At 72.7% G+C, this 22,680-nt stretch carries 23 protein-coding genes; 13 read left to right on the top strand and 10 right to left on the bottom strand.

All coding sequences use genetic code 11. The features are described from left to right. The first annotated feature begins 3 nt into the window (after positions 1 to 3). Genes ACIGYR_RS15110 through ACIGYR_RS15100 form a run of 3 tightly spaced genes read left to right on the top strand, consistent with a single transcriptional unit; the run spans position 4 to position 3,031 of the window. Positions 4 to 768: a 4'-phosphopantetheinyl transferase family protein gene (locus ACIGYR_RS15110; protein WP_399599276.1), complete on the top strand. Its 765-nt coding sequence runs from the start codon at positions 4 to 6 to the stop codon at positions 766 to 768. Beyond that, positions 765 to 1,820, top strand: coding sequence for a methyltransferase (locus ACIGYR_RS15105; protein ID WP_399599274.1), 1,056 nt, complete (start codon positions 765 to 767; stop codon positions 1,818 to 1,820). The genes ACIGYR_RS15110 and ACIGYR_RS15105 overlap by 4 nt, the downstream gene beginning before the upstream one ends. Next, positions 1,817 to 3,031 (top strand): M20 family metallopeptidase, encoded by a 1,215-nt coding sequence (locus ACIGYR_RS15100; protein WP_399599272.1) that lies wholly within the window; start codon positions 1,817 to 1,819, stop codon positions 3,029 to 3,031. The genes ACIGYR_RS15105 and ACIGYR_RS15100 overlap by 4 nt, the downstream gene beginning before the upstream one ends. Positions 3,032 to 3,089: 58 nt before the next feature. Here ACIGYR_RS15100 and ACIGYR_RS15095 read toward each other — a convergent pair whose 3' ends face one another. After that, the gene (locus ACIGYR_RS15095) at positions 3,090 to 3,821 is read right to left on the bottom strand and encodes a pyridoxamine 5'-phosphate oxidase family protein (protein WP_399599269.1); all 732 of its coding nucleotides are present in this window, start codon (positions 3,819 to 3,821) and stop codon (positions 3,090 to 3,092) included. A gap of 76 nt (positions 3,822 to 3,897) precedes the next feature. Further along, complete coding sequence (locus tag ACIGYR_RS15090) at positions 3,898 to 5,127, bottom strand: glycoside hydrolase family 88 protein (RefSeq protein WP_399599266.1); 1,230 nt, start codon at positions 5,125 to 5,127, stop codon at positions 3,898 to 3,900. Between the two features lie 173 nt (positions 5,128 to 5,300). Between ACIGYR_RS15090 and ACIGYR_RS15085 the strand changes: the two genes are divergently transcribed. The 3 genes from ACIGYR_RS15085 to ACIGYR_RS15075 all read left to right on the top strand — a co-directional run bounded on the left by ACIGYR_RS15085 (position 5,301) and on the right by ACIGYR_RS15075 (position 7,447). Continuing rightward, entirely contained in the window at positions 5,301 to 5,825 is a 525-nt protein-coding gene (locus ACIGYR_RS15085) for a GNAT family N-acetyltransferase (protein WP_399599263.1), read from the top strand. Positions 5,826 to 6,025: 200 nt separating this feature from the next. Continuing rightward, the gene (locus ACIGYR_RS15080; protein ID WP_399599260.1) at positions 6,026 to 6,682 is read left to right on the top strand and encodes a maleylpyruvate isomerase N-terminal domain-containing protein; all 657 of its coding nucleotides are present in this window, start codon (positions 6,026 to 6,028) and stop codon (positions 6,680 to 6,682) included. A gap of 234 nt (positions 6,683 to 6,916) precedes the next feature. Continuing rightward, positions 6,917 to 7,447: a hypothetical protein gene (locus ACIGYR_RS15075; RefSeq protein WP_399599258.1), complete on the top strand. Its 531-nt coding sequence runs from the start codon at positions 6,917 to 6,919 to the stop codon at positions 7,445 to 7,447. 126 nt (positions 7,448 to 7,573) lie between these two features. Here ACIGYR_RS15075 and ACIGYR_RS15070 read toward each other — a convergent pair whose 3' ends face one another. Further along, complete coding sequence (locus ACIGYR_RS15070) at positions 7,574 to 7,918, bottom strand: ArsR/SmtB family transcription factor (protein WP_391842843.1); 345 nt, start codon at positions 7,916 to 7,918, stop codon at positions 7,574 to 7,576. A 134-nt stretch (positions 7,919 to 8,052) separates the two neighbouring features. Between ACIGYR_RS15070 and ACIGYR_RS15065 the strand changes: the two genes are divergently transcribed. Beyond that, a complete protein-coding gene (locus ACIGYR_RS15065) occupies positions 8,053 to 9,030 on the top strand; it encodes a zinc-binding alcohol dehydrogenase family protein (RefSeq protein ID WP_391843134.1) in 978 nt (325 codons plus the stop codon). 181 nt (positions 9,031 to 9,211) lie between these two features. On the opposite strand, the gene ACIGYR_RS15060 is transcribed toward ACIGYR_RS15065, so the two are convergent. Beyond that, positions 9,212 to 10,108: an NAD(P)-dependent oxidoreductase gene (locus ACIGYR_RS15060; RefSeq protein ID WP_399599255.1), complete on the bottom strand. Its 897-nt coding sequence runs from the start codon at positions 10,106 to 10,108 to the stop codon at positions 9,212 to 9,214. Between the two features lie 321 nt (positions 10,109 to 10,429). Between ACIGYR_RS15060 and cpt the strand changes: the two genes are divergently transcribed. Then, positions 10,430 to 11,017, top strand: coding sequence for a chloramphenicol phosphotransferase CPT (cpt, locus tag ACIGYR_RS15055; RefSeq protein ID WP_399599252.1), 588 nt, complete (start codon positions 10,430 to 10,432; stop codon positions 11,015 to 11,017). 181 nt (positions 11,018 to 11,198) lie between these two features. On the opposite strand, the gene ACIGYR_RS15050 is transcribed toward cpt, so the two are convergent. Next, entirely contained in the window at positions 11,199 to 12,380 is a 1,182-nt protein-coding gene (locus tag ACIGYR_RS15050; protein WP_399599250.1) for a lysostaphin resistance A-like protein, read from the bottom strand. A 180-nt stretch (positions 12,381 to 12,560) separates the two neighbouring features. On the opposite strand from ACIGYR_RS15050, the gene ACIGYR_RS15045 reads away from it, so the two are divergent. Continuing rightward, a complete protein-coding gene (locus ACIGYR_RS15045; protein WP_391842876.1) occupies positions 12,561 to 13,310 on the top strand; it encodes an SDR family oxidoreductase in 750 nt (249 codons plus the stop codon). A 21-nt stretch (positions 13,311 to 13,331) separates the two neighbouring features. Here ACIGYR_RS15045 and ACIGYR_RS15040 read toward each other — a convergent pair whose 3' ends face one another. From ACIGYR_RS15040 to ACIGYR_RS15025, 4 genes are all read right to left on the bottom strand, one after another. After that, positions 13,332 to 14,396, bottom strand: a complete 1,065-nt coding sequence (locus ACIGYR_RS15040) for a YihY/virulence factor BrkB family protein (protein WP_399599246.1) — start codon at positions 14,394 to 14,396, stop codon at positions 13,332 to 13,334. Positions 14,397 to 14,443: 47 nt separating this feature from the next. Continuing rightward, positions 14,444 to 15,043 (bottom strand): hypothetical protein, encoded by a 600-nt coding sequence (locus ACIGYR_RS15035; RefSeq protein ID WP_399599243.1) that lies wholly within the window; start codon positions 15,041 to 15,043, stop codon positions 14,444 to 14,446. A 129-nt stretch (positions 15,044 to 15,172) separates the two neighbouring features. Then, positions 15,173 to 16,072, bottom strand: a complete 900-nt coding sequence (locus tag ACIGYR_RS15030) for a TIGR03943 family putative permease subunit (RefSeq protein ID WP_399599240.1) — start codon at positions 16,070 to 16,072, stop codon at positions 15,173 to 15,175. Next, positions 16,069 to 17,079, bottom strand: a complete 1,011-nt coding sequence (locus ACIGYR_RS15025; RefSeq protein WP_399599238.1) for a permease — start codon at positions 17,077 to 17,079, stop codon at positions 16,069 to 16,071. Before ACIGYR_RS15025 ends, ACIGYR_RS15030 begins: the two co-directional genes overlap by 4 nt. 587 nt (positions 17,080 to 17,666) lie before the next feature. Here ACIGYR_RS15025 and ACIGYR_RS15020 point away from each other — a divergent pair. Both ACIGYR_RS15020 and ACIGYR_RS15015 read left to right on the top strand, forming a co-directional pair. Further along, positions 17,667 to 18,482, top strand: a complete 816-nt coding sequence (locus ACIGYR_RS15020) for a serine hydrolase (protein WP_399599235.1) — start codon at positions 17,667 to 17,669, stop codon at positions 18,480 to 18,482. A 170-nt stretch (positions 18,483 to 18,652) separates the two neighbouring features. Further along, entirely contained in the window at positions 18,653 to 18,883 is a 231-nt protein-coding gene (locus ACIGYR_RS15015) for a response regulator transcription factor (RefSeq protein WP_399599234.1), read from the top strand. 54 nt (positions 18,884 to 18,937) lie between these two features. On the opposite strand, the gene ACIGYR_RS15010 is transcribed toward ACIGYR_RS15015, so the two are convergent. Then, positions 18,938 to 20,476, bottom strand: coding sequence for a hypothetical protein (locus ACIGYR_RS15010; protein WP_399600222.1), 1,539 nt, complete (start codon positions 20,474 to 20,476; stop codon positions 18,938 to 18,940). 174 nt (positions 20,477 to 20,650) lie between these two features. On the opposite strand from ACIGYR_RS15010, the gene ACIGYR_RS15005 reads away from it, so the two are divergent. Together ACIGYR_RS15005 and ACIGYR_RS15000 are read left to right on the top strand one after the other, a co-directional pair. Further along, complete coding sequence (locus ACIGYR_RS15005) at positions 20,651 to 20,848, top strand: hypothetical protein (RefSeq protein WP_399599232.1); 198 nt, start codon at positions 20,651 to 20,653, stop codon at positions 20,846 to 20,848. Positions 20,849 to 21,178: 330 nt separating this feature from the next. Continuing rightward, entirely contained in the window at positions 21,179 to 22,675 is a 1,497-nt protein-coding gene (locus ACIGYR_RS15000; RefSeq protein ID WP_399599229.1) for a hypothetical protein, read from the top strand. The last annotated feature ends 5 nt before the right edge of the window (positions 22,676 to 22,680 follow it).

Raw genomic sequence — 22,680 nt, 5'->3', positions numbered from 1 at the left:
CCCGTGACGACGGCCCTGACCGTCGCGGTCGCGGAGACGGAGCGGCTCCTGGCCCTGCCGGGTGCGGACGCGTCGGTCCTGACAGCCGCTGAGCGCCGTCGCCTGGCCGCCGCGCGGAGCGAGCGGGCGCGGGCGGACTTCCTCGCCGCGCGCTTCCTCGCCCGGCTGTGCGTGGCGCGGCGAACCGGCGGTTCCGCCCGGGACGTCGTACTGGAACAGCGGTGCCCGGTCTGTGCGGGCCCGCACGGCCGGCCGCGTGTCAGGGACGCCCGGTGCGCGGTCAGCTTCTCGTACGCGGACGGGGTGGTGGCGGCCTCGGCCGCCGACCACCCCGTCGGCATCGACGTCGAGCGGTTGTCCGGGCTGCCCGCCTGCGGCGGTGCGCCCGGCCGGGACGGGTCCGGGCACTTCCTGACCCGCGGCGAGATCGACCGCGTCCGCGGCTCCCCCTCTCCCCGCTCGGTGTTCCTGCGCACCTGGGTACGCAAGGAGGCACTGGTCAAACTGACCGCGCGGGGCCTGCCCGGCATGGCGGACGTGGACCTCTCGCACCTCCCGCCGCACCCCGCTCACCGGGACCGGCCGCACCGGCTCGGCCGACACCTCCTGTACGACCTGTGCGACGTGCCCGCCGACGTGATCGGCGCGGTCGCCGTCACCGCTCCCGATCCGCCGGCCGGCCCCGGCCCCGCCGCCGCCTCCGGCATGCAGTCGCTCACGCTCGACGACCTGATCGACACCCTCTCAATCCAGGGAGAAGAACCATGACCGAGGTACAGCCCCAGCCCGAGAGCGTCGTCCCGGACGCCCTGACCACCGTGCTGCTCGGACACAACGCCTTCCAGTTCACCCGCGCCGGGGTCGAGCTCGGCCTCTTCGACCTGCTGGAGCGCAGCCCCGGTACGCCTCGTGAGCGGATCGGCGCCGAACTGGGGCTCGCGGAACGTTCCTTGGACATCCTGCTGCTCGGTGTCACCTCGCTGCGGCTGGTCGAACGCGCCGAGGAGGGGTACTCCAACGCCAAGTCGATCTCGGACCTGTTCACCGGCGGACACTGGGAACTCGTCAAGGCGGTCATCGGGTTCGAGGCGTACGTCACCTATCCCGGCCTCGTCGACTTCACCGAGTCGCTGCGGGCCAACAGCAACATCGGCCTGCGGCGGTACCCGGGGGACGGCGCCACGGTCTACCACCGGCTCAGCGAGGATCCCGAACTGCTCAAGGTCTTTTACCACTTCATGGGCACCTGGTCGGCCGTCGCCAGCAAGCACCTGATCAAGTACGCCGACTTCAGCTCCTCCCGGCGCATCCTCGACGTCGGCGGCGGGGACGCGACGATGGCCATCGCGGTGGCCAGTGCTCACCCGGACGTCGAGGTCACGGTCCTGGAGATACCGAAGGTGGTCGACCTCGCCCGCAAGCGGGTCGAGGAGGCGGGGCTCAGCGACCGCGTGACGGTCGTCGAGGGCGACATCTTCGCCGGTGACTACCCCGAGGGGCATGACACGGTGATGTTCGTGCACCAGCTCCAGATCTGGCCGCAGGACCGCATCCGCGTGCTGCTGGGCCACGCCCACGCCGTGCTGCCCACGGGCGGCCGGGTACTGATCCTGAACTCCATGTCCGAGGACAACTACGACGGTCCCCTCATGGCCGCCCTGGCCAGCCCCTTCTTCGCCGCGGTGGCGGGTGAGGGCGGGATGATCTACTCCTGGGAGGGCTACGAGAAGTCGCTGAAGGAGGTCGGGTTCGACCAGGTGCGGCGCACCCGCTGCACCGAGGCCATCACCCCGCACGGCATCATCACGGCGGTCAAGTGACCGCCCGCGAGCCCGACCCGGGCCTGGTGGAGGATCTCGTACGGCTGCGCGAGGACCTTCACCGGGAGCCGGAACTCGGGCTGGACCTCCCGCGGACCCAGGCCAAAGTGCTCGCGGCGCTCGACGGGCTGCCCCTGGAGATCACGACGGGCACCGGTCTGTCCTCCGTCACCGCGGTGCTGCGCGGTGGGAGCGCGGACGCGGACCACGGCGACCGGCCCGTGGTGCTGCTGCGCGCCGACATGGACGCGCTGCCGGTGACGGAGACCAGCGGCGTCCCCTACGCCTCCAAGATCGAGGGCCGGATGCATGCGTGCGGGCACGACCTGCACACGGCCATGCTGGTCGGCGCGGCCCGGCTGCTCGCCCGGGACCGGGACACGCTGCGCGGGGACGTGGTCCTCATGTTCCAGCCGGGTGAGGAGGGGCACCACGGTGCGCGGCTGATGATCGAGGAAGGGGTACTGGACGCCGCCGGCCGGCGCCCGGACGCGGCCTACGCGATACACGTTGCCTCCTCGATGCTGCCGACCGGGTGGCTGCTGACCCGGAAGGGTCCGCTGATGGCGGGAGGCGACGTGCTGACCGTGACCGTCCGGGGCCGGGGCGGTCACGACTCCCAGCCGCACCTGCTCAAGGACCCTGTGCCGGCCGCGTGCGAGATGACGCTGGCGTTGCAGACGTTCGCGAGCCGGGGCTTCGACCCCTTCGACCCGGTACTGCTGTCGGTCGGCAGTATTCACGCGGGTACGTCGGCCAATGTCATCCCGGACGAGGCCGAGTTGAAGATCGGCATCCGGACTTTTGGTCCGGCCGCCAAGGCGAAGGTCCTGGACGGGGTGACCCAGGTGCTGGAGGGGGTCGCCGCCGCCCACGGGGTCACGGTGACGGTTGATCACTCCATGGACTACCCGGTCACGGTCGTCGACCCGGCCGAGGCGGACTTCGCGGCCGGCACGGTCGAGAGGCTGCTGGGACCGGGCAGGCTCATCTGGGCACCGAACGCGCTGAGCCCCTCGGAGGACTTCTCCTTCGTCCTCGACGAGGTGCCGGGGGCCATGCTCTTCCTCGGTGCCTGCTCACCCGACCGCGACACGGCGAAGGCGAGCTTCAACCACAGCCCCGACGCGGTGTTCGGCAACGAGGTCCTCGGGGACGGCGCGCGGCTCCTCGCCGCCCTGGCCGAGGAACGGCTGGCCGCGGCCGGCTGACCGGAGCCGGACGGGCCGGACGGCACCGGAACGGACGCCTTGCGGCTCGGGGTGCGGTTCAGTCCCGCATCCCGAGCCGTGAGCGCAACGCGCGGTTCTCCTCCTCCAGTTCCCCGACGCGTTCGTACACCCGCTCCAGGGCGCCCGCGAGTTCAGCCTCGGAGAACCGCGGCGTGATGTGCTTGGCACAGTTCCAGGCGAAACCCTCGACACGCACCACGAGCAGCGACTCCGCATGCCCCTCGGTGCGCGCGCCCCCTGACCGGCCGCGCAGGTCCACGAATTCACCGGGATCGCGGATCTCGGCCCGGCCGAGGACTTTCAGCCGGGTGCGGCGTGCGTAATCCATGAAGAACAGCGATACCCGGTCATTTCCACGAACGTTTCCGGCCGTGATGTACTGGCGATTTCCGCGCACATCGAGGAAGGCCAGCGTCGCCTCGTCCAGGACGTGCACGAAACCCGGCGGACCGCCGCGGAACTGGATGTACGGCCAGCCTGTTTCACTCACGGTGGCGAGGTAGAGTCCGTCGCGGGCGCCGATGAATTCGGCCTCGGTGGCGCCCATCCGGTCGGCTCGCCCGGGGTTTCCGGCGAGAAGCCGCTCCATGGCGTCAGCGCTTCCCCGCTCTTCCTGGACACGTCGGACGTTCTGCGTGAAGGCCACCTGGGCGTATCGGCTCATGCGGCGCTGCCTCCATTCCAAGAAAAACAGCTCGGCACGCGGGAAGAGCAGTACGCGGCAGCCTAGTTCAGATCTCCTGGCGGTCTCCATGAGTTCGGTGAACACCACGTGTGTGTCCGGCGGCATCCGCCCCGGCGGTCCTGCGGACGACCGCCGCACCACCCTCCGCCCTCGGCCGGCGTCACCCGTGCTGCGACAGATCGATCGCCCGGTCGACCTCGGCGAGGCGGAGCACACGGAGAATTCCTTCGAGCAGGTAGTAGTCGGCATAGGGCAGCGAGATCTCGATCCCGTCCTCGGCCGGACGGTTGCGGGTGCAGCGGGCCACGACCGCCTCGGCCCGGGTCGAGTTCCTCGTCAGACAGGTCTCGGACAGTGCGGTGAGCAGACGCAGCGCCACATCGCGGTAGGTACGCCGGCCCGTCGCCGCGTGCAGGTCGAGCAGACCGCACGCCATGACGGCCCCGGCGGAGGCGTCCTTGACGTCGTGGGGTTGTTGTGGCGCGCGGTAGTCCCAGACCGGGACGTGATCCGGGCTCAGTGCCGCGATGGCGAAGTCGGCGAGTTTCCGCGCGGTGTCCCGGAACTGCGTCTCACCGGTCCTGCGGTACATCGTGGTGAAACCGTAGATGCCCCACGCCTGTCCGCGCGACCAGCAGGAGGTGGGGCTGTAGCCCTGCACCGTATCGGGACCCAGGGGGGCGCCGGTGTCCGGGTCGAAGTCGAACACGTGCGGGGTGGATCCGTCCGGGCGGGGGAAGACGCGCTGGGCGGTCCTCGCGTGCTCCACGGCGATGTCCAGGTACCTGTCGTCGCCGGTCTGCCGGCTCGCGAAGGCCAGCAGATCGAGGTTCATCATCGTGTCCATGATGACCCGGCCCGCGTTGGCGGTGTCCGTCAGCGCGCCCCACGCACGGATGAACCTGCCGCGCGCGTTGTACCGCTGTATCAGGGACTCCGCCGCCCGTATCGCGCCCGTCCGCCACTCGTCGTCGCCGGTCAGGCGCCAGGCGGTGACCCAGGAGGGGTAGAAGAGGAAACCGAGGTCGTGCGTGCTCGTGTCGTACTGACGAGGGGCGAGGTTCCGGGCCGACTCGACCGCCCACGCGCGGAAGGAGTCGTCCTTGCTGTGCAGCCACGCCATCCACAGCGTTCCGGGCCAGAAGCCGCCCACCCAGTCACCGTTGCGCGAGTACGTCCACTTCTCGAACTTGGTGCCGACCGGGAAGCCCGTCACGCCGGGCGCGACGGCACGGACCTTCTCCACGGCGTAGTCCGCCGCGTCGCGGAGCGTCCGCAGGGTACCTCCCGCGTCCTGCCGGTCCGTTGCCCCCGCAGCCGGCACCGCGGACCCGCCCACGGCCGCCGCACCAGCCGCCGTGGCCAGCAGCACACGCCGGGAAACACTCATGCTCGCCCTCCAACTCCGCTGTGTACGCCAGAAGTTGGCTGAGCCTTGCACACCGCCCCCGACCATGTACACCCACATGAGCAGGGTTCATCATCGTGAACGACGAGGGTGTCGATCTTCCCCTCCCCTCGACCACGCGACAGGATGAGGGGGTCGTACAACGGAGGGGAAACATGAACGGTCTGTGGGTGAGGCTCGAACTGGATGTCACCGCGTTCGACGCGACCCGGTTCGAGGAGTACGTGGCACGGTGCAGCGCGGCGGGCATTCGCCTGACCACCCTCGCCGAGCTGGGTGACACGCCGGAACACCGTCGCGCGCTGTACGAACTGAACAAGGAGTGTTCAGCGGACATCCCCGAGCGTGGCGAGTTCTACTCGTTCGAGGAGTACACCGAACGGCGATTCGCCGCCGCCGGCTACGACCCGCGTGGCGTCGTGATCGCCCTGGACGGCGACGCATGGATCGGCATGGCGGCGACATCGGTCCACGACGGGTTCGTCTTCAACGAGATGACCGGTGTGCGGGCCCCCTACCGGGGCCGCGGCATCTCGATCGCCATGAAGACCGTGGGTCTGCGCTTCGCGCGGGAGTGCGGAGCCACGCGGGTACGGACCTTCCATCACCCGGCGAACGCGAACGCGATCGCCATGAACCGCAGGATGGGATTCGTGGACGAAGGCGTGCTCAACCGCTAGGCAGACAAGCCGGGACGCCGCTCCTGCCCGCCCGGGCGCCTCGCGGGACCGGTGGTGAAGACCCTGCCCTGCTCGACGACGTGGTGGGTCGGCCCGGAGCCGTTGTACCGGAAGCCGGATCGGTCCGCAGACGGGCGTCGAGTGTCCCGGGGCCGGGGAAATCGGTCGAAGCGCCGGGTGGGCGCTGCTAGTTTGCGGCCGTGGATCTCTTCTCACGCTCGTGGACGGCTCTGCGCACGGCGGTGGCCGAGCTCCCCGACGAGGACTTCGCGCGCCCGTCCGGCTGCACGGGCTGGCTCGTCCGGGACCTGGTGTGTCATCTGGTCGTCGACGCTCAGGACGTACTGATCACCCTCGTGACGCCCGCCACGGCGGAGCCGACGCGTGACGCGGTGACCTACTGGAACGTCTCGGACACGCCACCGGCCGGCGACGACCCGCTGGACGCGCTGACCGTCCGGCTGGCCGCCGCGTACGAGGAACCGCGGCTGCTCAAGTTCCACCTGGACGACGTCGGTTCCGCCGCCGGACGCGCGGCCGAGCTGGCCGACCCGGGACAGCGGGTCAGTACGCAGGAGATGGTCCTCACCGCGGGCGACTACCTCTCCGCCTACGTGCTGGAGTGGACCCTGCACCACCTGGACCTGATCGCGCACCTCCCGGGTGCCGCGCGACCGCCTGCCGAGGGTCTCGCCCGGTCGCGCGCGATGCTGGAGGAGATCGCCGGGGCGGTCTTCCCCGCGTCCTGGTCCGACCAGGACACGCTGCGGGTCGGCACGGGGCGCCGTGCCCCGACCGACGCCGAGCGGGCGGAACTGGGCCCCCTGACCGGCAAGCTCCCGATCGTCCTCGGGTGAGCGTGCGCGTGCGGGCCCGTCGGCCGGTGGGGCCGGGCTGTCGAGCCAGGACACTGCCGAGCGGCCGGGTACCTGGGCTGGAGTGGACCGTCGGTCGGTCGTTCGTACCTCATCAACGGTGAAAACCGGTCGACCCGCCCGTATCATCCAGGTGTCGCACCGTCAGGAGCGGAGGGAAAGATGCCGGAAACTGCTGGACCCGTCACCGAATTGGCCTCTCAGTACGTGAGCCAGGTGAGCAATGACCTCGAACACAACCTCAAGGAACAGGAACGCATCACGACCGAAATCGCGTCCCTGCAAGAACAGTTGACCGCACTGCAGCACGACCACTCCATTCTACTGAACATGCAGCAGGCGCTCGGCATCGCCGCGCAGGCCGGCAGCGCGGCCGTACCCTCTCCCCGGAAGAAGAGCGCCGGCGCACGGCGCAGCGAGGCCGAGAAGCCCGCGGACGGCAAGGCCGCGGCGAAGAAACCGGCGGCCCCCAAGGCGACTTCCGAGCCCGCCCCGCCCACGCTCATCGAACTCGTCCGCCGGCACCTGGCCGAGCAGAGCGAACCGCGCTCCGCCGCCGAGGTCACCGAGGCGCTGGGCCAGGCGCATCCCGACCGCGGGGTCCAGACCAAGGTCGTCCGCACGACCCTGGAGAATCTGGTCGCCCGGAACCTCGCCCACCGCAGCAAGCAGGGCTCGTCCGTGTTCTACACCGTGCCGGGGGAATCCACGCGGAAGAAGCCGGAGGGCACCGACACCGCCGAGTGACACCGACCGCCTCTCGCACGCGCCGGTGGGCCGTCGTGTCGTCAGCCCGGTGAGCCGGGAGTGGACATGCTCCGGGCGGCCGTCCCACCGGGCGGCGAGGTCAACGCCGTGGCGTGAGGCGGTCGTTCAATCGGCGGCGACGTCGTCGAGGATCAGGGCCAGCAGTCCCGGGAAGCGGGCGTCGAACTCCTCACGGCGCAGCCGGTTGACCCGTCTCGGGCCCTCGTCGCGCTGCTCGACCAGCCCGGCGCCGCGCAGGACCGTGAAGTGGTGGCTGAGCGCGGCCTTGCCCACCGGCACGTCGAAGCCGCCGCAGCCGCGGGTCCACTCCGCGGAGGCCGCCAGCTCGCGGATGAGCTGGATGCGCACCGGATCGGCGACCGCGGACAGCGCGGTCAGCAGGGAGACATCCGCCGGATCCGTGTGGACCGGCGCCGCACGGTGACCACCGCTCTCCGCCTGCTTCGGCATGCTCTTCTCCCCGCGCCGCCCTTGCCGGCCGGGGCACTTGGAGGTGTCCGGCCCTTGCCTAGTGTTCGACGGACATCATACAGTCCTGGTGTTCGCTTTCCATTGAACACTTGGCGGAAGGGCGCGTGCTGCTCATGCGTGCGGTGGAGTTCCAGGAGTACGGCGGTCCCGAGGTGCTGAAGGTCGTGGACGCCGAGGTCCCCGCGCCGGCGCCCGGGCAGGTGACCATCGACGTGGCCTACACGGGGGTGAACTTCGCGGATCTCAAGGCGCGCGCCGAGGGGTACCGGGTTCCGTCGCTGCCCTTCCGTCCGGGCCTGGAGGTGTCCGGACGTGTGCGGACCGTCGGCGAGGGAGTCGAGGGACTGCGGCCGGGGCAGGACGTCGTCGCGCTCGTCGGCAGTGGTGCCTACGCGGAGGTGGTGGCCGCCGACGCGACCACCGTCTTCCCGCTCCCGCACGGACTGGACCTGCGTACCGCCGCGGCGCTGCCCACCGTTCTGCCGACGGCCCATGCCCTGCTCCATGAGGTGGGGCGGTTGCGCGCGGGCGAGACGGTCCTGGTGCACGGCGCGGCCGGCGGTGTCGGCACGGTGGCCGGACAACTGGCCCGGGCGGCGGGCGCCGGTGCCGTGTACGGCGTGGTCTCCTCACCGGACAAGTCCGGCCACGCCCTCCGGCACGGTTACGACGAGGTGTTCCCCACCGGCACCTTCGCCTCCGACGTCCGCCGCGCCACCGGTGGCCGGGGCGTCGACCTGGTGCTCGACCCGGTCGGCGGCGAGACCCTGCGCCGTGGCCTCGACGCACTGGCCGTCTTCGGCCGCCTGGTGTCCTTCGGCAACGCGAGCGGGGCCGAGCCGTGGCACGTCGGACAGCCGGAGCTGTACGCGCAGGGCCGTTCCGTCGCGGGCTTCTCCGTCCTGAGTCTCGCGCAGTCGGCGCCCGGCGCGCTGCGCTCGCTCGTCGAACGTGCCTTCCGCACGGTCACCGACGGCACCGTGCACCTGCCCGTCACCGCGGAGTTCCCACTGGCGGACGCGGCCGAGGCACACCGGCTGATGGGCGGGCGCGCGTCGACCGGCAAGCTGCTGCTGCGGACCGCCGGCTGAGCACCCCCGCCACCGCGGAACAGGAACGTGAGCGGGCGAGGAGCGACAGGGCGGCATCCCCCGCGCGTACGCGGAGGCCGTGGGCAACGGTCCCACTTCGGGCCGGCACGGCTCCCGGGCGGCAGCAGAAGCGCAGCGACGGCGGTGACGGCCGTGACGGCCCGGACGTACGCCGGCTCGCTCAGCCGGCCGGCCGGTCGGTGGAGTCGAAGCTGGCGAAGTAGGCGGCGGCCATGTCCTCCTCGGCGTGGCCCTGCGCGGCGGCCCGCTCCAGGCGCTCCGCGCTCGCGGTGGCCACGTCCAGGCGTACCCCGTTCTCCTCGCCCGCCCGGACGATGAGCCGGGCGTCCTTGGCAGCCGTGGCCACCGCGAACTGCGGCGGGGTCAGCCGGCCGTCGAGGATGAGCTGCGACTTGGCATGCAGGTATCCCATGTCGAGCGGGCCGCCGCCGATGGCGTCGAAGAAGCCCTGCGGGTCCACGCCGAGCGCCTGCGCCAGGGCCAGCACCTCGCCGATCGCGGCCGTGGCCGCGATGACCCAGCTGTTGGCGACGAGCTTCAGGCGGGAGGCGGTACCGGCCGCGCCGTCCTCGCCGGTCCACACCGTACGGGCACCGACCGCGTCGAAGACCGGGACCACGGCGGCGCGGTGCTCACTCGGGCCCGCGGCGAGGACGAGAAGCTGACCGGCCTCGGCCGGCTGACGGGTGCCCAGCACCGGCGCGTCGAAGAAGACCAGGTCGTGCTCGCGGGCGAAAGCGGCCAGTTCACTGACGCCCTCGAGGCCGGCGGTGGTGGACTGCACCCAGGCGGCGCCGGAACGCAGCGCGGGGGCGGCCTCGCGCATCACGTCCAGCGCGGCCGGGCCGTCGTAGAGCATGGTCAGGACGACATCGGCGCCCTCGACGGCCTCCGCCGGGGTGCCGGCGACATGCGCGCCGTCGGCGGCGAGCGGTTCGGCCTTGGCACGGGTGCGGTTCCAGGCGCGGACGGCGTGTCCGGCGCGCACGAGGTTGCGGGCCATCGCGGCGCCCATGATGCCGGTGCCCAGGACACTTACGGTGAGCTTGTCGGTCATGATGTCAACTTCCTTGCTGCTTCGAAGCTTTGTGTGGCCGGGAGCGCGAGCCGGCCGGTCTGCGGTTCCCTGGTGAGCATACGGATCCGGGCCACCGGACAGATCTTCCCCCCGGCCGGCCCGCGGTGGTACGTCGGGCCGCTCCTCCGGCGTGCCGCGCTGCCCGGCCGCCCGGGGCAGCCGTCCCGGAACGCCGGGGGCCGGAACCGAACCGCCTGGGCGTCCAGCGGAACGCCACGGCCGAGGGGGATGGCCCACCGGATCGGTAACGGGCGGCGAAATGCGTTACCGGCAGGCCGGAAGGCTCCGTACCGTGGCACGGTGACGACTCAGGTGATCATTCTCAACGGTGGTTCCAGCGCGGGGAAGTCCGGGATCGTGCGCTGTCTGCAGGCCGTACTGCCGGAGCCGTGGCTGGCGTTCGGGATCGACTCGCTCGTCGACGCCCTGCCTCCGAAGCTGCGCGGGCCGGACGGCGGGATCGAGTTCACCGCGGACGGCGGGGTGCACGTCGGGCCGGGCTTCCGGGCGCTGGAGGCGGCCTGGATGGAGGGCATCGCGGCGACGGTCCGCGCGGGCGCCAAGGTCGTCGTGGACGACGTCTTCCTCGGCGGAGCGGCCTCCCAGGAGCGATGGCGCAAGGCCCTGGACGGACTGGCCGTCCTCTGGGTGGGCGTCCGGTGCGAACCGGCGGTCGCCGCGGGACGTGAGATCGCCCGGGGAGACCGGGCCGAGGGCATGGCCGCGTCCCAGGCCGACCTGGTCCACGAGGGCGTGTGCTACGACCTTGAAGTGGACACGACCCACGCCGAGTCCCTGGAGTGCGCGCGGACCATCGCCGCCTCGGCCGACACGCCGACCACCGCCGCCTCGGCTGACACGCCGACCATCGCCGCCCACCCCGGCTGAGCCGGCGCGCGGGCACGAGCCGCCCGGCGTCCGGCGGCGCCCCGCGCGCCCGGGCCGGGTGCGCGGGGCGTTCCCGCCGTGCCCCGAGTGCGGTGGCGGGCCATCCCGTGCGCTGTGGGCAGGTGGGCGGTGGCGCTCGTGGGCACACGCCCCGGGCCCGTTGGTTCTGTCCTCGCGGGCCCTACGGGGCCGCGCCGTCCTCCCCGCTGTCCGGGGCCGCGGGCGGACGGCCCGTCCCCGGCACCGGCCGCTCACCCCAGGGCGCCGGTGCGGCCGTGCCCGGTCCGTGCTGTCCCGTCAGCGGCGGGGCGACGGCCGTTCCCTGCCCCGGCTGCGCCGCCCAGGGCGCGGGTCCCGGAGCGCCGGGGGCCGGGTGGCCCGGCCACTGCGCGGGCACCGGGACTCCGCCGACGTACGGGTGACCGATGGCGAACGCCGGTGGCTGCGCGGGGGGCTGCGGGGCCGGCGCCGTGCGGTCCAGCCCGCGGCGGCGCAGCCACCACGCCACGGCCGCCGTGTACAGGGCGATGCTCAGGACGTCGAGCGCGACCACCTGCCAGTCCGCGTCGGCCGCCGTCTCGTCGCTCGCGAGCCCGTCCACGACGGCGGCCGAGACACCGAAGGCGAAGAGGTTGTTGACCGCGTGCAGGGCGATGGACGCCTCCAGTCCGCCCGTCCGCCAGGTCAGCCAGCCCGCGCACGCACCGAACACGACCAGGTCGGCGAAGCCCCAGGGCGTACCCCAGCCGTGGGCGGTGGCGAACAGGACGGCCTGGGGCAGGAGCGCGGCCCACGGCGAGCGCAGGAACGCCCCGGCGGTCTGCGTCAGCCAGCCGCGGAAGACGTACTCCTCGGCCGCCGCCTGCAAGGGCACCAGGACCAGCAGCATGGCGAGGGCCCGCCCGAAGGCCGCCCATCCCACCCACTGGCTCGCCGACTCGCCGGCCTCCGCGGGCAGCAGGACCATGCCGCCCATGGACAGCGCCACGATCGGCGCGGCGGTCAGCACGCACAGCATGAGCCAGCGCCATCTCAGCCGCCCGGTCACGGACGAGACCGTGCCGGCCCGGCGTCCCCCGATCCAGCGCACGGTCAGCAGCAGAACGGGGATGACCGCCGCGATCGCGAGCAGGTCCGTGGCGGTCTCCTGGACGGGGCCGAACTTCGGCCAGCCGTCGGCGTCTTCGGGGTATCCCATGGCTGATCCCAGGGCCAGGAGAAGGGCCATGAGAACGACCAGGGTGATCATGTACGCCACGGCCAGGACCAGGGTGCCGACCAGGGGGCGCCACCACCCGTAGCGCGGTGCGAGGCGGGCCAGGCGGTGGTACGGGAGCTGCTCGGCGAGCTGGGGCTGTGTCATGCCGTCAGCCTGCACAAAGACCCCTCCTCGCGCCATCAGCCTGCGGCAAGACGGGAGTCTCCATCCTGGTTGGTGTCTCCCCCCTGTCGCTGTCTCCCCGCGTGCCGGTCCGCGGCAGCCGCCGAGGTCGACGTCGGTTCCCCGCCGGTGTTCCCCGCTCGCCTCGGGTGGGATGGGGCCATGACTTCACGAACGCAGTTGAACGGCAGGACGGCCCTGGTCACCGGCGGCAGCCGGGGCATCGGCGCGGCGACGGCACGGCGCCTGGCCCAGGAGGGCGCGGACGTGGCCGTGACCTATGTGCACGGCAAGGACGCGGCCGAGGCCGTCGTACGGGACATCGAGGCGCTGGGACGACGGGCGGTGGCCCTGCGCGCGGACTCCGCGGACGCGGCCGAGGCGGCGGACGCCGTGCGGCGCGCCGCCGACGAACTGGGCGGGCTGGACGTGCTGGTGAACAATGCTGCCGTCGGAGTGATGGAGCCGCTGGCGAACCTGTCGCTCGCCGACGTGGACCGGCTCCTCGCCGTCAACGTGCGCGGCATGTTCCTGGCCGCCCGGTCCGCCGCCGCGCTCATGGCGGCCGGCGGACGGATCATCACCATCGGCAGCTGCGTCACCGCGCGCGTACCGGGCCCCGGGGCCACGCTCTACGCGATGACCAAGTCGGCCGGGGTCGGCCTGACGAAGGCGCTGGCCCGCGAGCTGGCGGGGCGCGGGATCACGGCGAACATCGTGCATCCGGGCCCGACCGACACCGACATGAACCCCGCGGACGGCCCTTACGCACAGGACCAGGCCGCCATGACCGCACTGGGCCGCTACGGGACGGCCGGGGAGGTGGCGTCCATGGTGACGTTCCTCGCGGGGCCGGAGGCGGCGTACGTCACGGGCGCCGAGTTCTCGGTGGACGGCGGATACGCCGCCTGACGGAGGCGGGGCGCGCGCACGTCAGGTGCCGTCCAGGCGGCGCACGTCCTCCTCGTCCCACTTCCGGGTGTCGCGCGGCCGGGCGTAGGGCTCGGCCTCGGGCGGATGGCCGCCGGCGATGGCCCGCTGTCGCACGGCCTCCGCGTCGAACTCCAGGCCCAGCAGGATCGCCAGGTTGGTGATCCACAGCCAGACCAGGAAGACGATGACGCCGGCCATGGTGCCGTAGGTCTTGTTGTAGGAGGCGAAGTTGGCGACGTAGAAGGCGAAACCGGCGGAGGCGGCCATCCAGATCAGCAGGGCCAGGACGCTGCCCGGGGTGACCCACCTGAAGCCCTTGACCTTGGCGTTCGGGCTCGCCCAGTACAGGATCGCGATCATCACGACGACGAGCAGGACCAGCACCGGCCACTTCGCGATCGACCACGCCGTCAGCGCCGCGTCACCGGCCCCGATCGCCTGCCCGGCACGCCGGGCCAGGCCGCCGGTGAAGACCACGATCAACGCGCTGGCCACGGCGAGGACCATCAGCACGACCGTGACGCCGACGCGCACCGGGAGGATCTTCCACACCGGGCGGCCCTCGGGCATGTCGTAGACGGCGTTGGCGGCGCGGATGAAGGCGGCCACATATCCGGACGCCGACCACACGGCCAGCACGATGCCGACCAGAGCCACGATCGAGCCGGTTCCGGCGCTGCCCTGAAGCTGCTCGACGGACCGGGTGATGATGTCCCGCGCGGGGCCGGGCGCCAGGTCCTGCAGGTTGGCCAGCACCCGGTCGGTGACCGACTTGCCGGCGACCGCCAGCATGGACACCAGTACGAGCAGTGCCGGGAACAGGGACAGGACGGTGTAGTAGGTGAGTGCCGCGGCCCTGTCGGTCAGCTCGTCGTCCCGGAACTCGCGCAGTGCGCCCTTGAAGGCCGCGGCCCACGCCTGCCGGGGCAGTTTCGCCGGGCTGTCCGGCGCCCGCCGCTCGACGTCCTCGGCGGGTCCGGTCTCCTCCGGCGCGGGTATGGGCCGCGCCGGTGTCTCGTCGGCGGCCTGCCGGTGACGTCGCAGTGGTAGGTGCAGTTTCGCCATACCGGCCGGGTATCCCCGCAGGGCGTCCTCAAGCACCCGGGCTGCTGTCAGCCCCTGCCTCCGCTGAGATTCCCCCACCGGGGACCGATCTGCTTCCACTCCGCGTCCCATTCGGCCAGGCGCCGCCGGATGAGCCGGCCGCGGACCAGCCATCCCGCGCCCCAGACGAGCGCGCCGGCGGCCGGGGCGACGAGGGCGCCGGTGAGGGCCGCCTGCAGATCGGCCGCCGCGCCGGTGACGGGGGCGGGTACGACCCGGTCGGCCCGGTCCGTCCACACCGTCACCCGGCTTCCGGCGGGGACGCCCGGGGAGACCTTCGCCCGGTCGGTGTGCGCCGAGCCGTCCGAGTCCGTCCACCGTACGGCGGCCCACACCCGGCCGTCGCCGTAGCCGCTCCCGGCCGGGGTCCGCGCCGCGCCGTCGGTGATCACGGCGGACACGGGGTGCACCCGCGCCTGCCGTGCCGCGAACCCCGACTCGGAGATCCGGGCCGCCAGCAGGCCCGCGAGAACCCCGACGACCAGGGCCAGCACCCAGCCGGCGAGGACGATCCAGGCTTCGACGACATCGCTGTGCCGCCGGAGCGCATTGCGCCGCCATCGCCACAGCCGCAGCCGGGTGACCGTCGTGGGAGGTGTCCGTGTCATCGTCACCGCCTCCTCTCGCGCACCGGCCGGCCCGAAACAGGGGCGGCCCCCGCTGCGTCCTGGCCCCGGTCCCGGAGCGAGCGTCACCACACCATCGTGCACCTCTCCCGGCCGGTCGTCCGCCGCAGGCTAGGACGGGGTCAGCGGCAGGTCGTCGGTGTAGGCGTTCACCGGCGGAGCGATGGGTCGGGCGTCCTCGACGTCGAGTGCCGGTTCCGCGTTCCTCGTGCCCAGGTTGCCGCGCGGGTGCCAGGTGCCGGTCACCGCCAGCCACGTGTCGGCGGGCGGTGCCTCCGTGCCGTACATACGCACCTTGACCGTCTGCGAGTCCGCGGCGCAGCAGGAGAAGATGATGCGGGTCAGGTACCAGCCGCCGTCCTCGCCGTCCGGGGTGACGAAGCCCGTCAGCCGGACGGTACGGCCCTGGACGGCCCGGCTGCGGTCCTGCTGGACGCGTCTGGTGAAGTCCGTGAGGGTCAGCGGCACGGGTGAGACCGCGGGCAGGGGGGCGAACCCCTTCTTCTGCACGGCGACCGGCTTGCTGTTGGCGCGGGCCGCGGTGTAGGCGCCGAGGGCGGGCGGGGCGTAGCAGAGCAGGCTGAGCGCGGGCAGGAACAGCAGCCAGGCGATGCGCGGGGTGACGGTGTGGTCGTGCCCGTGGTCGTGGGCGTACACGTGGGGGTGATCGTCCCCGTGGGCGTGGCCGCGGCCGTACGCGTGGAGGTGATCGTCCCCGTGGGCTTGGCCGCGGGCGTACGCGTGGGGGTGATCGTCCCCGTGGGCGTGGTCGTCGACGTGGTCGCGGTCGTTTCCGCGCGGGTGCTCGTCAGCGTCGTGGGGTTTGGTCCGCCGTCCGCCGCGGGTGACCGCGGCCGCCAGGCCGAGCAGCAGCAGGACGACCCCGGACACGATCAGCAGCGGGCGCAGTCCGGCCCTGACGTAGCGCAGATAGGTGTCGGTGAAGAGTGCCACGTGCAGCAGACCGGTGCCGGTCAGCGCCAGGAGCAGGGCCTGGACAGGGCGTCTCACAGCAGCGCGCCTCCGATCAGGACGCTCGCGGTGACCGCTACGACGGTGGTCGCCGTGCAGAACCGCCAGGCGAAGGCGCGGCCGAAGGTGCCGGCTTGCAGCGCGATCAGTTTCAGGTCGACCATCGGGCCGACCACCAGGAACGCCAGCCGGGCGGTCGGCGAGAAGCCGGTGAGGGAGGCCGCGACGAACGCGTCGGCCTCCGAGCAGACGGCGAGCAGCACGGCGAGGGCCGCCAGGAAGAGCACCGAGAGCCAGGGCCGGCCGGAGAAGGTGCCGAGGACGGAATCCGGCACGCTGACGTTGAAGGTGGCGGCGGCCATGGCGCCGAGCACGAGAAAGCCGCCGGCATGCAGGAAGTCGTGCTGGAAGCCGAGCCGGAACTCGGTCCAGCGGCTGTGGCCGTGCCGGTGTCCGGTGTTCCGGTGGCGCAGCTGGGGGCGCAGCCACTTCTCCTTGCCGAGCCAGAGCCACAGCCAGCCCATCACGGCCGCCGTGCCGAGGGAGGCGAGCAGCCGGGCGACGACCATCGCGGGGTTGCCCGGGAAGGCGACGGCGGTGGCCACGAGCACCACGGGGTTGATCGCCGGCGCGGAGAGCAGGAAGGCGAAGGCGGCGGCCGGGGTCACCCCGCGGCGGATCAGGCTGCTCGCGACGGGGACGGAGGCGCACTCGCAGCCCGGCAGGATCGCGCCGGCGGCACCGGCGACCGGTACGGCGAGGGCGGCCCGCGTCGGCAGCACCCGGGTGAACAGATCGGCCGGCACGAAGGCGTTGATGGCACCCGACAGGGCCGTGCCGAGGAGCAGGAAGGGGAGCGCCTGGACGGTGATGGCCAGACTGACGGTGCGCCATGCCTGGACGGCCGGATGGTTCAGCCACTGGGTGCCGGTCAGGAGCAGCAGGGCCGTGACACCGGCGGTGACCGCGAGGGCGGCGCCGAGCGGCCACGGCCGGACGCGGCGCACGGACGGACCGAGGGGTACGGCCGCCACGCCGTTCGTCACACCAATAAGGTCATCCGTTTTTTCCATGATCACTCCGGATGTCGGTGTCCGGCCGACGATAGGCGAGCAGAACGGCCCGGGCGCGCGTACACGCCGCCGGGGAGCCGACCCGCCGACACAATGCGCCCCATCGGTCGCTCATCGCGGTCCAGGGCCCCCACCGGTCGCCCGCCCCCACCGGTCACCCAGCCCCACCAGCCATCCACCCCCCGTCGGTCACCCAGCCCCACCAGTCACCCACCCCCGTCGGTCGCCCAGCCCCACCAGTCACCCACCCCCGTCGGTCGCCCAGCCCCACCAGCCATCCACCCCCGTCGGTCGCCCAGCCTCCACCCGACACACACCCCCCGGCCGCCCACGCCCCTCAAGTGCCCGTCCCCCTCCCCCACCGCTCCGGTCGCCCCCGCCCCCGGCCCCTCCGATCCCCCGGCCCTCCGGCTCCCGTCCCCTCAGCGCCGCGCTCCCCGCGCTCGCTCGGCCCCGGTCGGTGCTCCGTCGGTGGCTCTTCTCACAAAGCGGGGCGAACAGGGGCCGGAGGTGACGGGTGCCACGTCGCCGGGCGCACTTCTTGTCTACGTTCGTGACCCATGTCGTCCCGCTCCCCCCACACAGCACGGACCAAGGCCGGCGCCCTCGTCGTCTCGGCCGCCGCCCTCCTGTCCGCCGGCCTTCTGCAGCCGTCCCAGGCAGCCGCCGGCTCCGCACCGCCCAGGAAGAACTCGGCACACGCCACGGCGGCCGTGCTCGACCTGGACGCCACCGGCCGCACGCCCGTGGTCCACGGCGCGGACCGGGCGTACGACACCGCCAGCATCGTCAAGGTCGACATCCTCGCGACGCTGCTGCTCCAGGCGCAGGACGCGGGGCGGCATCTCTCCGCGCGGGAGCGGGACCTCGCCGAGCCGATGATCCGGCGCAGCGACAACGCCGCGGCCAACGCCCTGTGGCGGCGGATCGGCCGGGCCTCCGGGCTCGCGGCCGCCAACAAGCGGCTGGGACTGACCGCCACGAAGGGCGGCCCGGGCGGCAAGTGGGGACTGACCCGGACGACCGCCGGTGACCAGATAAAGCTGCTGCGGGCCGTCTTCGACTCCGGCGGCGCGGCCCACGCGGGCTCCGGCGGGCTCGACACGGAGTCCCGCGCCTACGTCCGCGCCCTGATGAGTCATGTCGTACCCGAGCAGACCTGGGGTGTCTCCGCGATCGGGGGCCCGGGGTCCCGGAAGGTACTGAAGAACGGCTGGCTGCAGCGCGACACCACGGGCCTCTGGGACGTCAACAGCGTCGGCCAGGTCACGGCCGGGGGGCACCGGTATCTCGTCGCCGTCCTGTCCGACGGCAGCGCGTCCATGACCGACGGTGTGCACCTGGTGGAGCGGACGGCGCGCTCGGCGGTCGCCTGAGGGACTCGTCGGCCGGGCGCGGACCAGGTGGACCAAACCGCTCCCCGGCCCCTGTGACACGCCCGTGACAGTCGGCGGACAGTCCGATGAAGTCGGGCGAGCAATCTGGTGGAACAAGGGCAAAGTACCCCAAACGGACAGCCCCGAGCCGTTCCGCCGGAGGAAATACCATGAGCGCCACCCTCGCCCCGTCGCCCATCGAAGCCCCCGCCCCCGCGCTGGCTCCGCGTGAGCGGGAGACGCTCCGGCACATCGCCGCCGGCCGCACCTACCTGCAGACCGCCCGCCACATGGGACTGTCCACCCACACCGTGGACGCGTACCTGCGCCGCATCCGGGCCAAGTTCAACATCACCAACACGGCCGAGCTGACCCGCGTGGCCATCTCCATGGGCCTGTGACCCCGGCGCCGCCGTCACCGCGCTCACGGGGCGCCGGCCGGCCGTTGCGGCGGGTCAGTACCCGGAGCCCAGCCGCTGGGTCGAGTAGGCACACTCCGTGTAGACGTAGCCGGACCTGAGCCGGGCGGTGTCCGACGCCGGGGTCGCGGTACTGCTGCCGTTCGGCCTGTGCACGAAGTACGTGGTGCCGACGGGGAGGGCGATGGTGCGCTGCGGGTAGTGCCTGCCGCTGTCGTTGCAGGGCTTGAAGCCGGAGAACAGCGTGTCGGCCGGCGAGTACGCCTTGCAGCCGCCGCAGCCCTTGAGGGTGAAGCTGCCGGTGACCGGGCCGGTGTACAGGACGGTGACGTCGTCCGGGCTGTCGTTCTTGACCGTCACGGAGATGCTGCCGCCGGAGGCCGTGGTGGGCAGCTTCCGGCCGGCCGCGGGGACCGTCTGGGCGACCTCGGCGGCTATGGCGATCTTCTGGGCGCGGGCCCGGTTCCTGTCGTGCCCGTGATCGGCGGCGAACTGCTCCATGGTCTTCCGGGCGGCGTCGAAGTCGCCGTCCTCGTACTGGTCGACGCCGCAGGCGTACTCGCCCGCGCCGCCGCTCCGGCCGGCCCGGCTCGCGGCCTTCGCCAGTGTGCCGTCCGGGTCACCGGACGAGGTGGACAGGTCACCGATCCGGGTGTCCAGGGTGCGCAACCGCTCTACGGCCGCGCAGGGTTCGTCGCCGCCGACGGCCTTCTCCGCATCCTTCACCGCCGTGTCGACGACGGGTGCCACCTTGGCCGCCGCCGCGGACCGCGGGAAGGTGTCCAGCAGGTCGCCGAAGCGGGTCACCCAGTCCGCCTCGCCGGCCGTCAGGTGCTCGGCCCCGCACTCGTACAGGGAGACGGCGAGCCGGTCGTCGGGCCAGCCGGCCAGCGAGCCGAGCCGCGCCCTCGGCACCGTGCCGGGCACGGTGCGGAGATACTTCAGCGGCTCTATGGCGTCGCAGTACTCGTGATGGCCGTAGGCGGCGGCGACCGTCGTGTAGTAGGTGCGCAGCCTGTCGGGGACTTCGCGGGCCGCGCGGGAGCCGGAGTGGTGCACGGCGATGTCGCGGTAGACGTCCAGGGCCCTCCGGTAGTCCGGTACGGCGGTGCTGAACGACTGCCGGCCGTTCGCGGCCACCAGCTCGTCGGCACGCTCCAGCCGGGCGAGGAGCGCCTGCTCCACGGCTTCGTCGTGGGCGTCCTCGTACCAGAGGGCGCCGCCGGCCGGAACCGCGAGCAGCAGCACGCCCAGCAAGGCCGCCAGCGGTGCTCTGCCCGGCCACGCGATCCGGGTGCGCCGTCCGGCGAGGCCGCCGTGGACGGCGGCCACCAGCAGGAGTACGGCGTAGCCGACGAGCGCGGCCCCGGGGACGCCGTCGGCGTCCGCGGGGAGCGCGACCAGCAGGAGCGCGCCGGTCGCCGCGCAGCAGGCGGCCATCAGCACCCAGCGCCGCAGCAGGGCGTACCCCAGCCCGAGACCGCTCAGGTTGAGCAGGGCGACGGCGACGGCCCGCCAGGTGTCCGGCGGCACGGGCGGCGGGCCGGCCGGTACGGGTGGCGGACCCGGCGGCATGGGCGGCAGCGGCGGTCCGTCGAACCCCTGGCTCGGACCGTACGGACCTCCGGACATGACGGCTCCCCCCGGTCAACTGCGCCCGCCTGTCTGTGGATCCGCAGTGTACGGGCGTGGGCGCGAACCCGACAGAGGACCGTACCCCGGCCCCGGCCCGAGCCGCAGAATCGCCATGTGCCTCATGCGACCGACGTGGCGCAGCAGCTCACCGCCACGGGCCGGCTCCTCGACGTGCACCCCGGGGCGGCCGGCACGTGTGGCGCGGCTTTCGCGCGGCCGTACACCCGACTGCTGCGGACGACCGCCCTGTGCGCCTACGACGCGGCGCTGGTCGCCCTGGAACGGCTGCCCGAACCACCTAACGCGCCGTGACCGATCGCGGGCGCCCCCGACACCCCCGCCGCCGCGGTTGTCGCCTGCGGGGTACGGCGTGATGGAGCCGGCACATGGCACTGTCCACGGTTTCGGTCGGCATCTCGAAAGATTCGGCATCCCATCGGCACAGTGAACTGCCGGTTTACCTGCCGTAGTTCGACAGTCGAGAAAGGCTGAGGGGAGGACCTCTCCGCTCTTCTCGAATGTTTCGACGTGGTGGGCCGCCTCCCCTGTCCGGCCCAATGACGGTGCGCCGGAGGGGCGGGCCGGCGTGACGGGTGTGACCGTGGGGAGGGAAGCGTGGATCACGAGTGGCGAGGAGCGAGCGTGGTGAACGGAGCCGGCGAGGGCTGTGCGCAGCTGAGCGCCGTTGCGGATGCCGTGCTGTACGAGGGGTATCTGCTGTATCCGTATCGCCGGTCCTCGGCGAAGAACCGGGTCCGCTGGCAGTTCGGCGTACTGCTGCCCCGGAACTGGGTGGAGCGGGACGGACCGGTCACACCCGGGATCTCCGGCTCCGCCGACTCCTGGTACCAGCGGACCGAGTGCCTGCTGCGGGTGCGGCGCGGCGACGCGGCCGTACGGGTGCGGGTGCGGTATCTGCAACTCCAGCACAAGCAGGTGGAGGCGGCCGACGCGGACGGGGGGCATCGCCCGGTCGAGTCGTTGCGGACGGCGGACGGGATCACTCAGCTGTCGTTCGAGGAGGCGGTGCCCCGCGAGACCGAGCTGGTGTTCACCCTGGAGGAGCTGCTGTGGGGCGGGCGGACCGCCGCCGTGGGAGCACCGGCCGGGGCCGAGTACGAGCCGTTGCCCGCCGGGGCGGGGCGGACGGTGCGGCGCCGCCGGGAGGTGCGGGCCGAGACGACGGTCGTGGCCGAGCCACTGGCCCCGGAGCTGTACCGGTTGCGCGTGCGTACCGAGAACTGCGCCGAGGCGCCGGACCCGCAGGCCCCGCGGAGCGCGGTGCTGGGACAGGCACTGCTCGCCACGCACACCCTCCTCGCCGGCGACGGCGTCGAGTTCGTGTCGCTGATCGATCCGCCGGCCGGTCTCGCGGAGCTGGTGCGCGGCTGCCGTAACGCCTTCACGTTCCCCGTGCTCGGCGGGCGACCGCCGGAGTCCGACAGCGAGGACGGGGCCACGGGCTCGCTCCTGCTCTCCGCGCCGATCATCCTGCCGGACCATCCGCAGGTGGCGCCGGAGAGCCCCGGCGATCTGCACGACGCGGCGGAGATCGACGAGATCCTCACGCTGCGCACGATGCTGCTGACCGACGAGGAGAAGGCCGAGGCGCGGGCCACCGATCCACGGGCCGCCCGGATCGTCGATCGCGTGGACACCATGCCCCAGGAGGTCTTCGCCCGGCTGCACGGCACCATCCGCTCCCTGACACCCGTTCAGGCACCGGCCCCGGGCCGGCCCGCCTGGTGGCAGGAGGGCGGCGACGAGGGGTTGTCGCCCACGACGGACACCGTGCTGGTGGGCGGGGTGCCCGTGGGCGGCGGCAGCCGGGTGCGGCTGCGCCCGCGCGGCCGGGGTGCCGACGCCCAGGACATGTTCCTGGACGGGCGGACCGCGCAGGTCTCCGCGATCTTCCACGACGTGGACGGCAGCGTCCACCTGGCCGTCACCGTGGACGACGATCCCGCCGCCGAACTGCACGGCTGGTACGGCCGGTTCCACTACTTCCGTCCCGATGAGGTCGAGCCGCTCGAGGTCACGGACGCACCGGGCCAGGTCCGCCCGCCCCGGCCGCAGTCCCCACGGCCCGCACGTCCGGCCGACCGCCCCGAGAAGGGACGGTCCGATGCCCACGCCTGAGGCGC

The organism is Streptomyces sp. NPDC053076 (assembly GCF_044546845.1).
GTDB lineage: Bacteria > Actinomycetota > Actinomycetes > Streptomycetales > Streptomycetaceae > Streptomyces.
The sequence above is the reverse complement of the archived record's forward strand: the minus strand, read 5'-3'. Positions and strand labels throughout refer to the sequence as shown.

Excerpts from the sequence above, each read along its gene's own strand:
- ACIGYR_RS15045 (WP_391842876.1), top strand. The coding sequence starts at position 12,561 with ATGACTTCACGAACGCAGTTGAACGGCAGGACGGCCCTGGTCACCGGC.
- ACIGYR_RS15015 (WP_399599234.1), top strand. The coding sequence starts at position 18,653 with ATGAGCGCCACCCTCGCCCCGTCGCCCATCGAAGCCCCCGCCCCCGCG.
- ACIGYR_RS15070 (WP_391842843.1), bottom strand. The coding sequence starts at position 7,918 with ATGCCGAAGCAGGCGGAGAGCGGTGGTCACCGTGCGGCGCCGGTCCAC.
- ACIGYR_RS15085 (WP_399599263.1), top strand. The coding sequence starts at position 5,301 with ATGAACGGTCTGTGGGTGAGGCTCGAACTGGATGTCACCGCGTTCGAC.
- ACIGYR_RS15035 (WP_399599243.1), bottom strand. The coding sequence starts at position 15,043 with ATGACACGGACACCTCCCACGACGGTCACCCGGCTGCGGCTGTGGCGA.
- ACIGYR_RS15065 (WP_391843134.1), top strand. The coding sequence starts at position 8,053 with ATGCGTGCGGTGGAGTTCCAGGAGTACGGCGGTCCCGAGGTGCTGAAG.
- ACIGYR_RS15060 (WP_399599255.1), bottom strand. The coding sequence starts at position 10,108 with ATGACCGACAAGCTCACCGTAAGTGTCCTGGGCACCGGCATCATGGGC.
- ACIGYR_RS15020 (WP_399599235.1), top strand. The coding sequence starts at position 17,667 with ATGTCGTCCCGCTCCCCCCACACAGCACGGACCAAGGCCGGCGCCCTC.
- ACIGYR_RS15090 (WP_399599266.1), bottom strand. The coding sequence starts at position 5,127 with ATGAGTGTTTCCCGGCGTGTGCTGCTGGCCACGGCGGCTGGTGCGGCG.
- ACIGYR_RS15040 (WP_399599246.1), bottom strand. The coding sequence starts at position 14,396 with ATGGCGAAACTGCACCTACCACTGCGACGTCACCGGCAGGCCGCCGAC.
- ACIGYR_RS15050 (WP_399599250.1), bottom strand. The coding sequence starts at position 12,380 with ATGACACAGCCCCAGCTCGCCGAGCAGCTCCCGTACCACCGCCTGGCC.
- ACIGYR_RS15010 (WP_399600222.1), bottom strand. The coding sequence starts at position 20,476 with ATGCCGCCGGGTCCGCCACCCGTACCGGCCGGCCCGCCGCCCGTGCCG.
- ACIGYR_RS15105 (WP_399599274.1), top strand. The coding sequence starts at position 765 with ATGACCGAGGTACAGCCCCAGCCCGAGAGCGTCGTCCCGGACGCCCTG.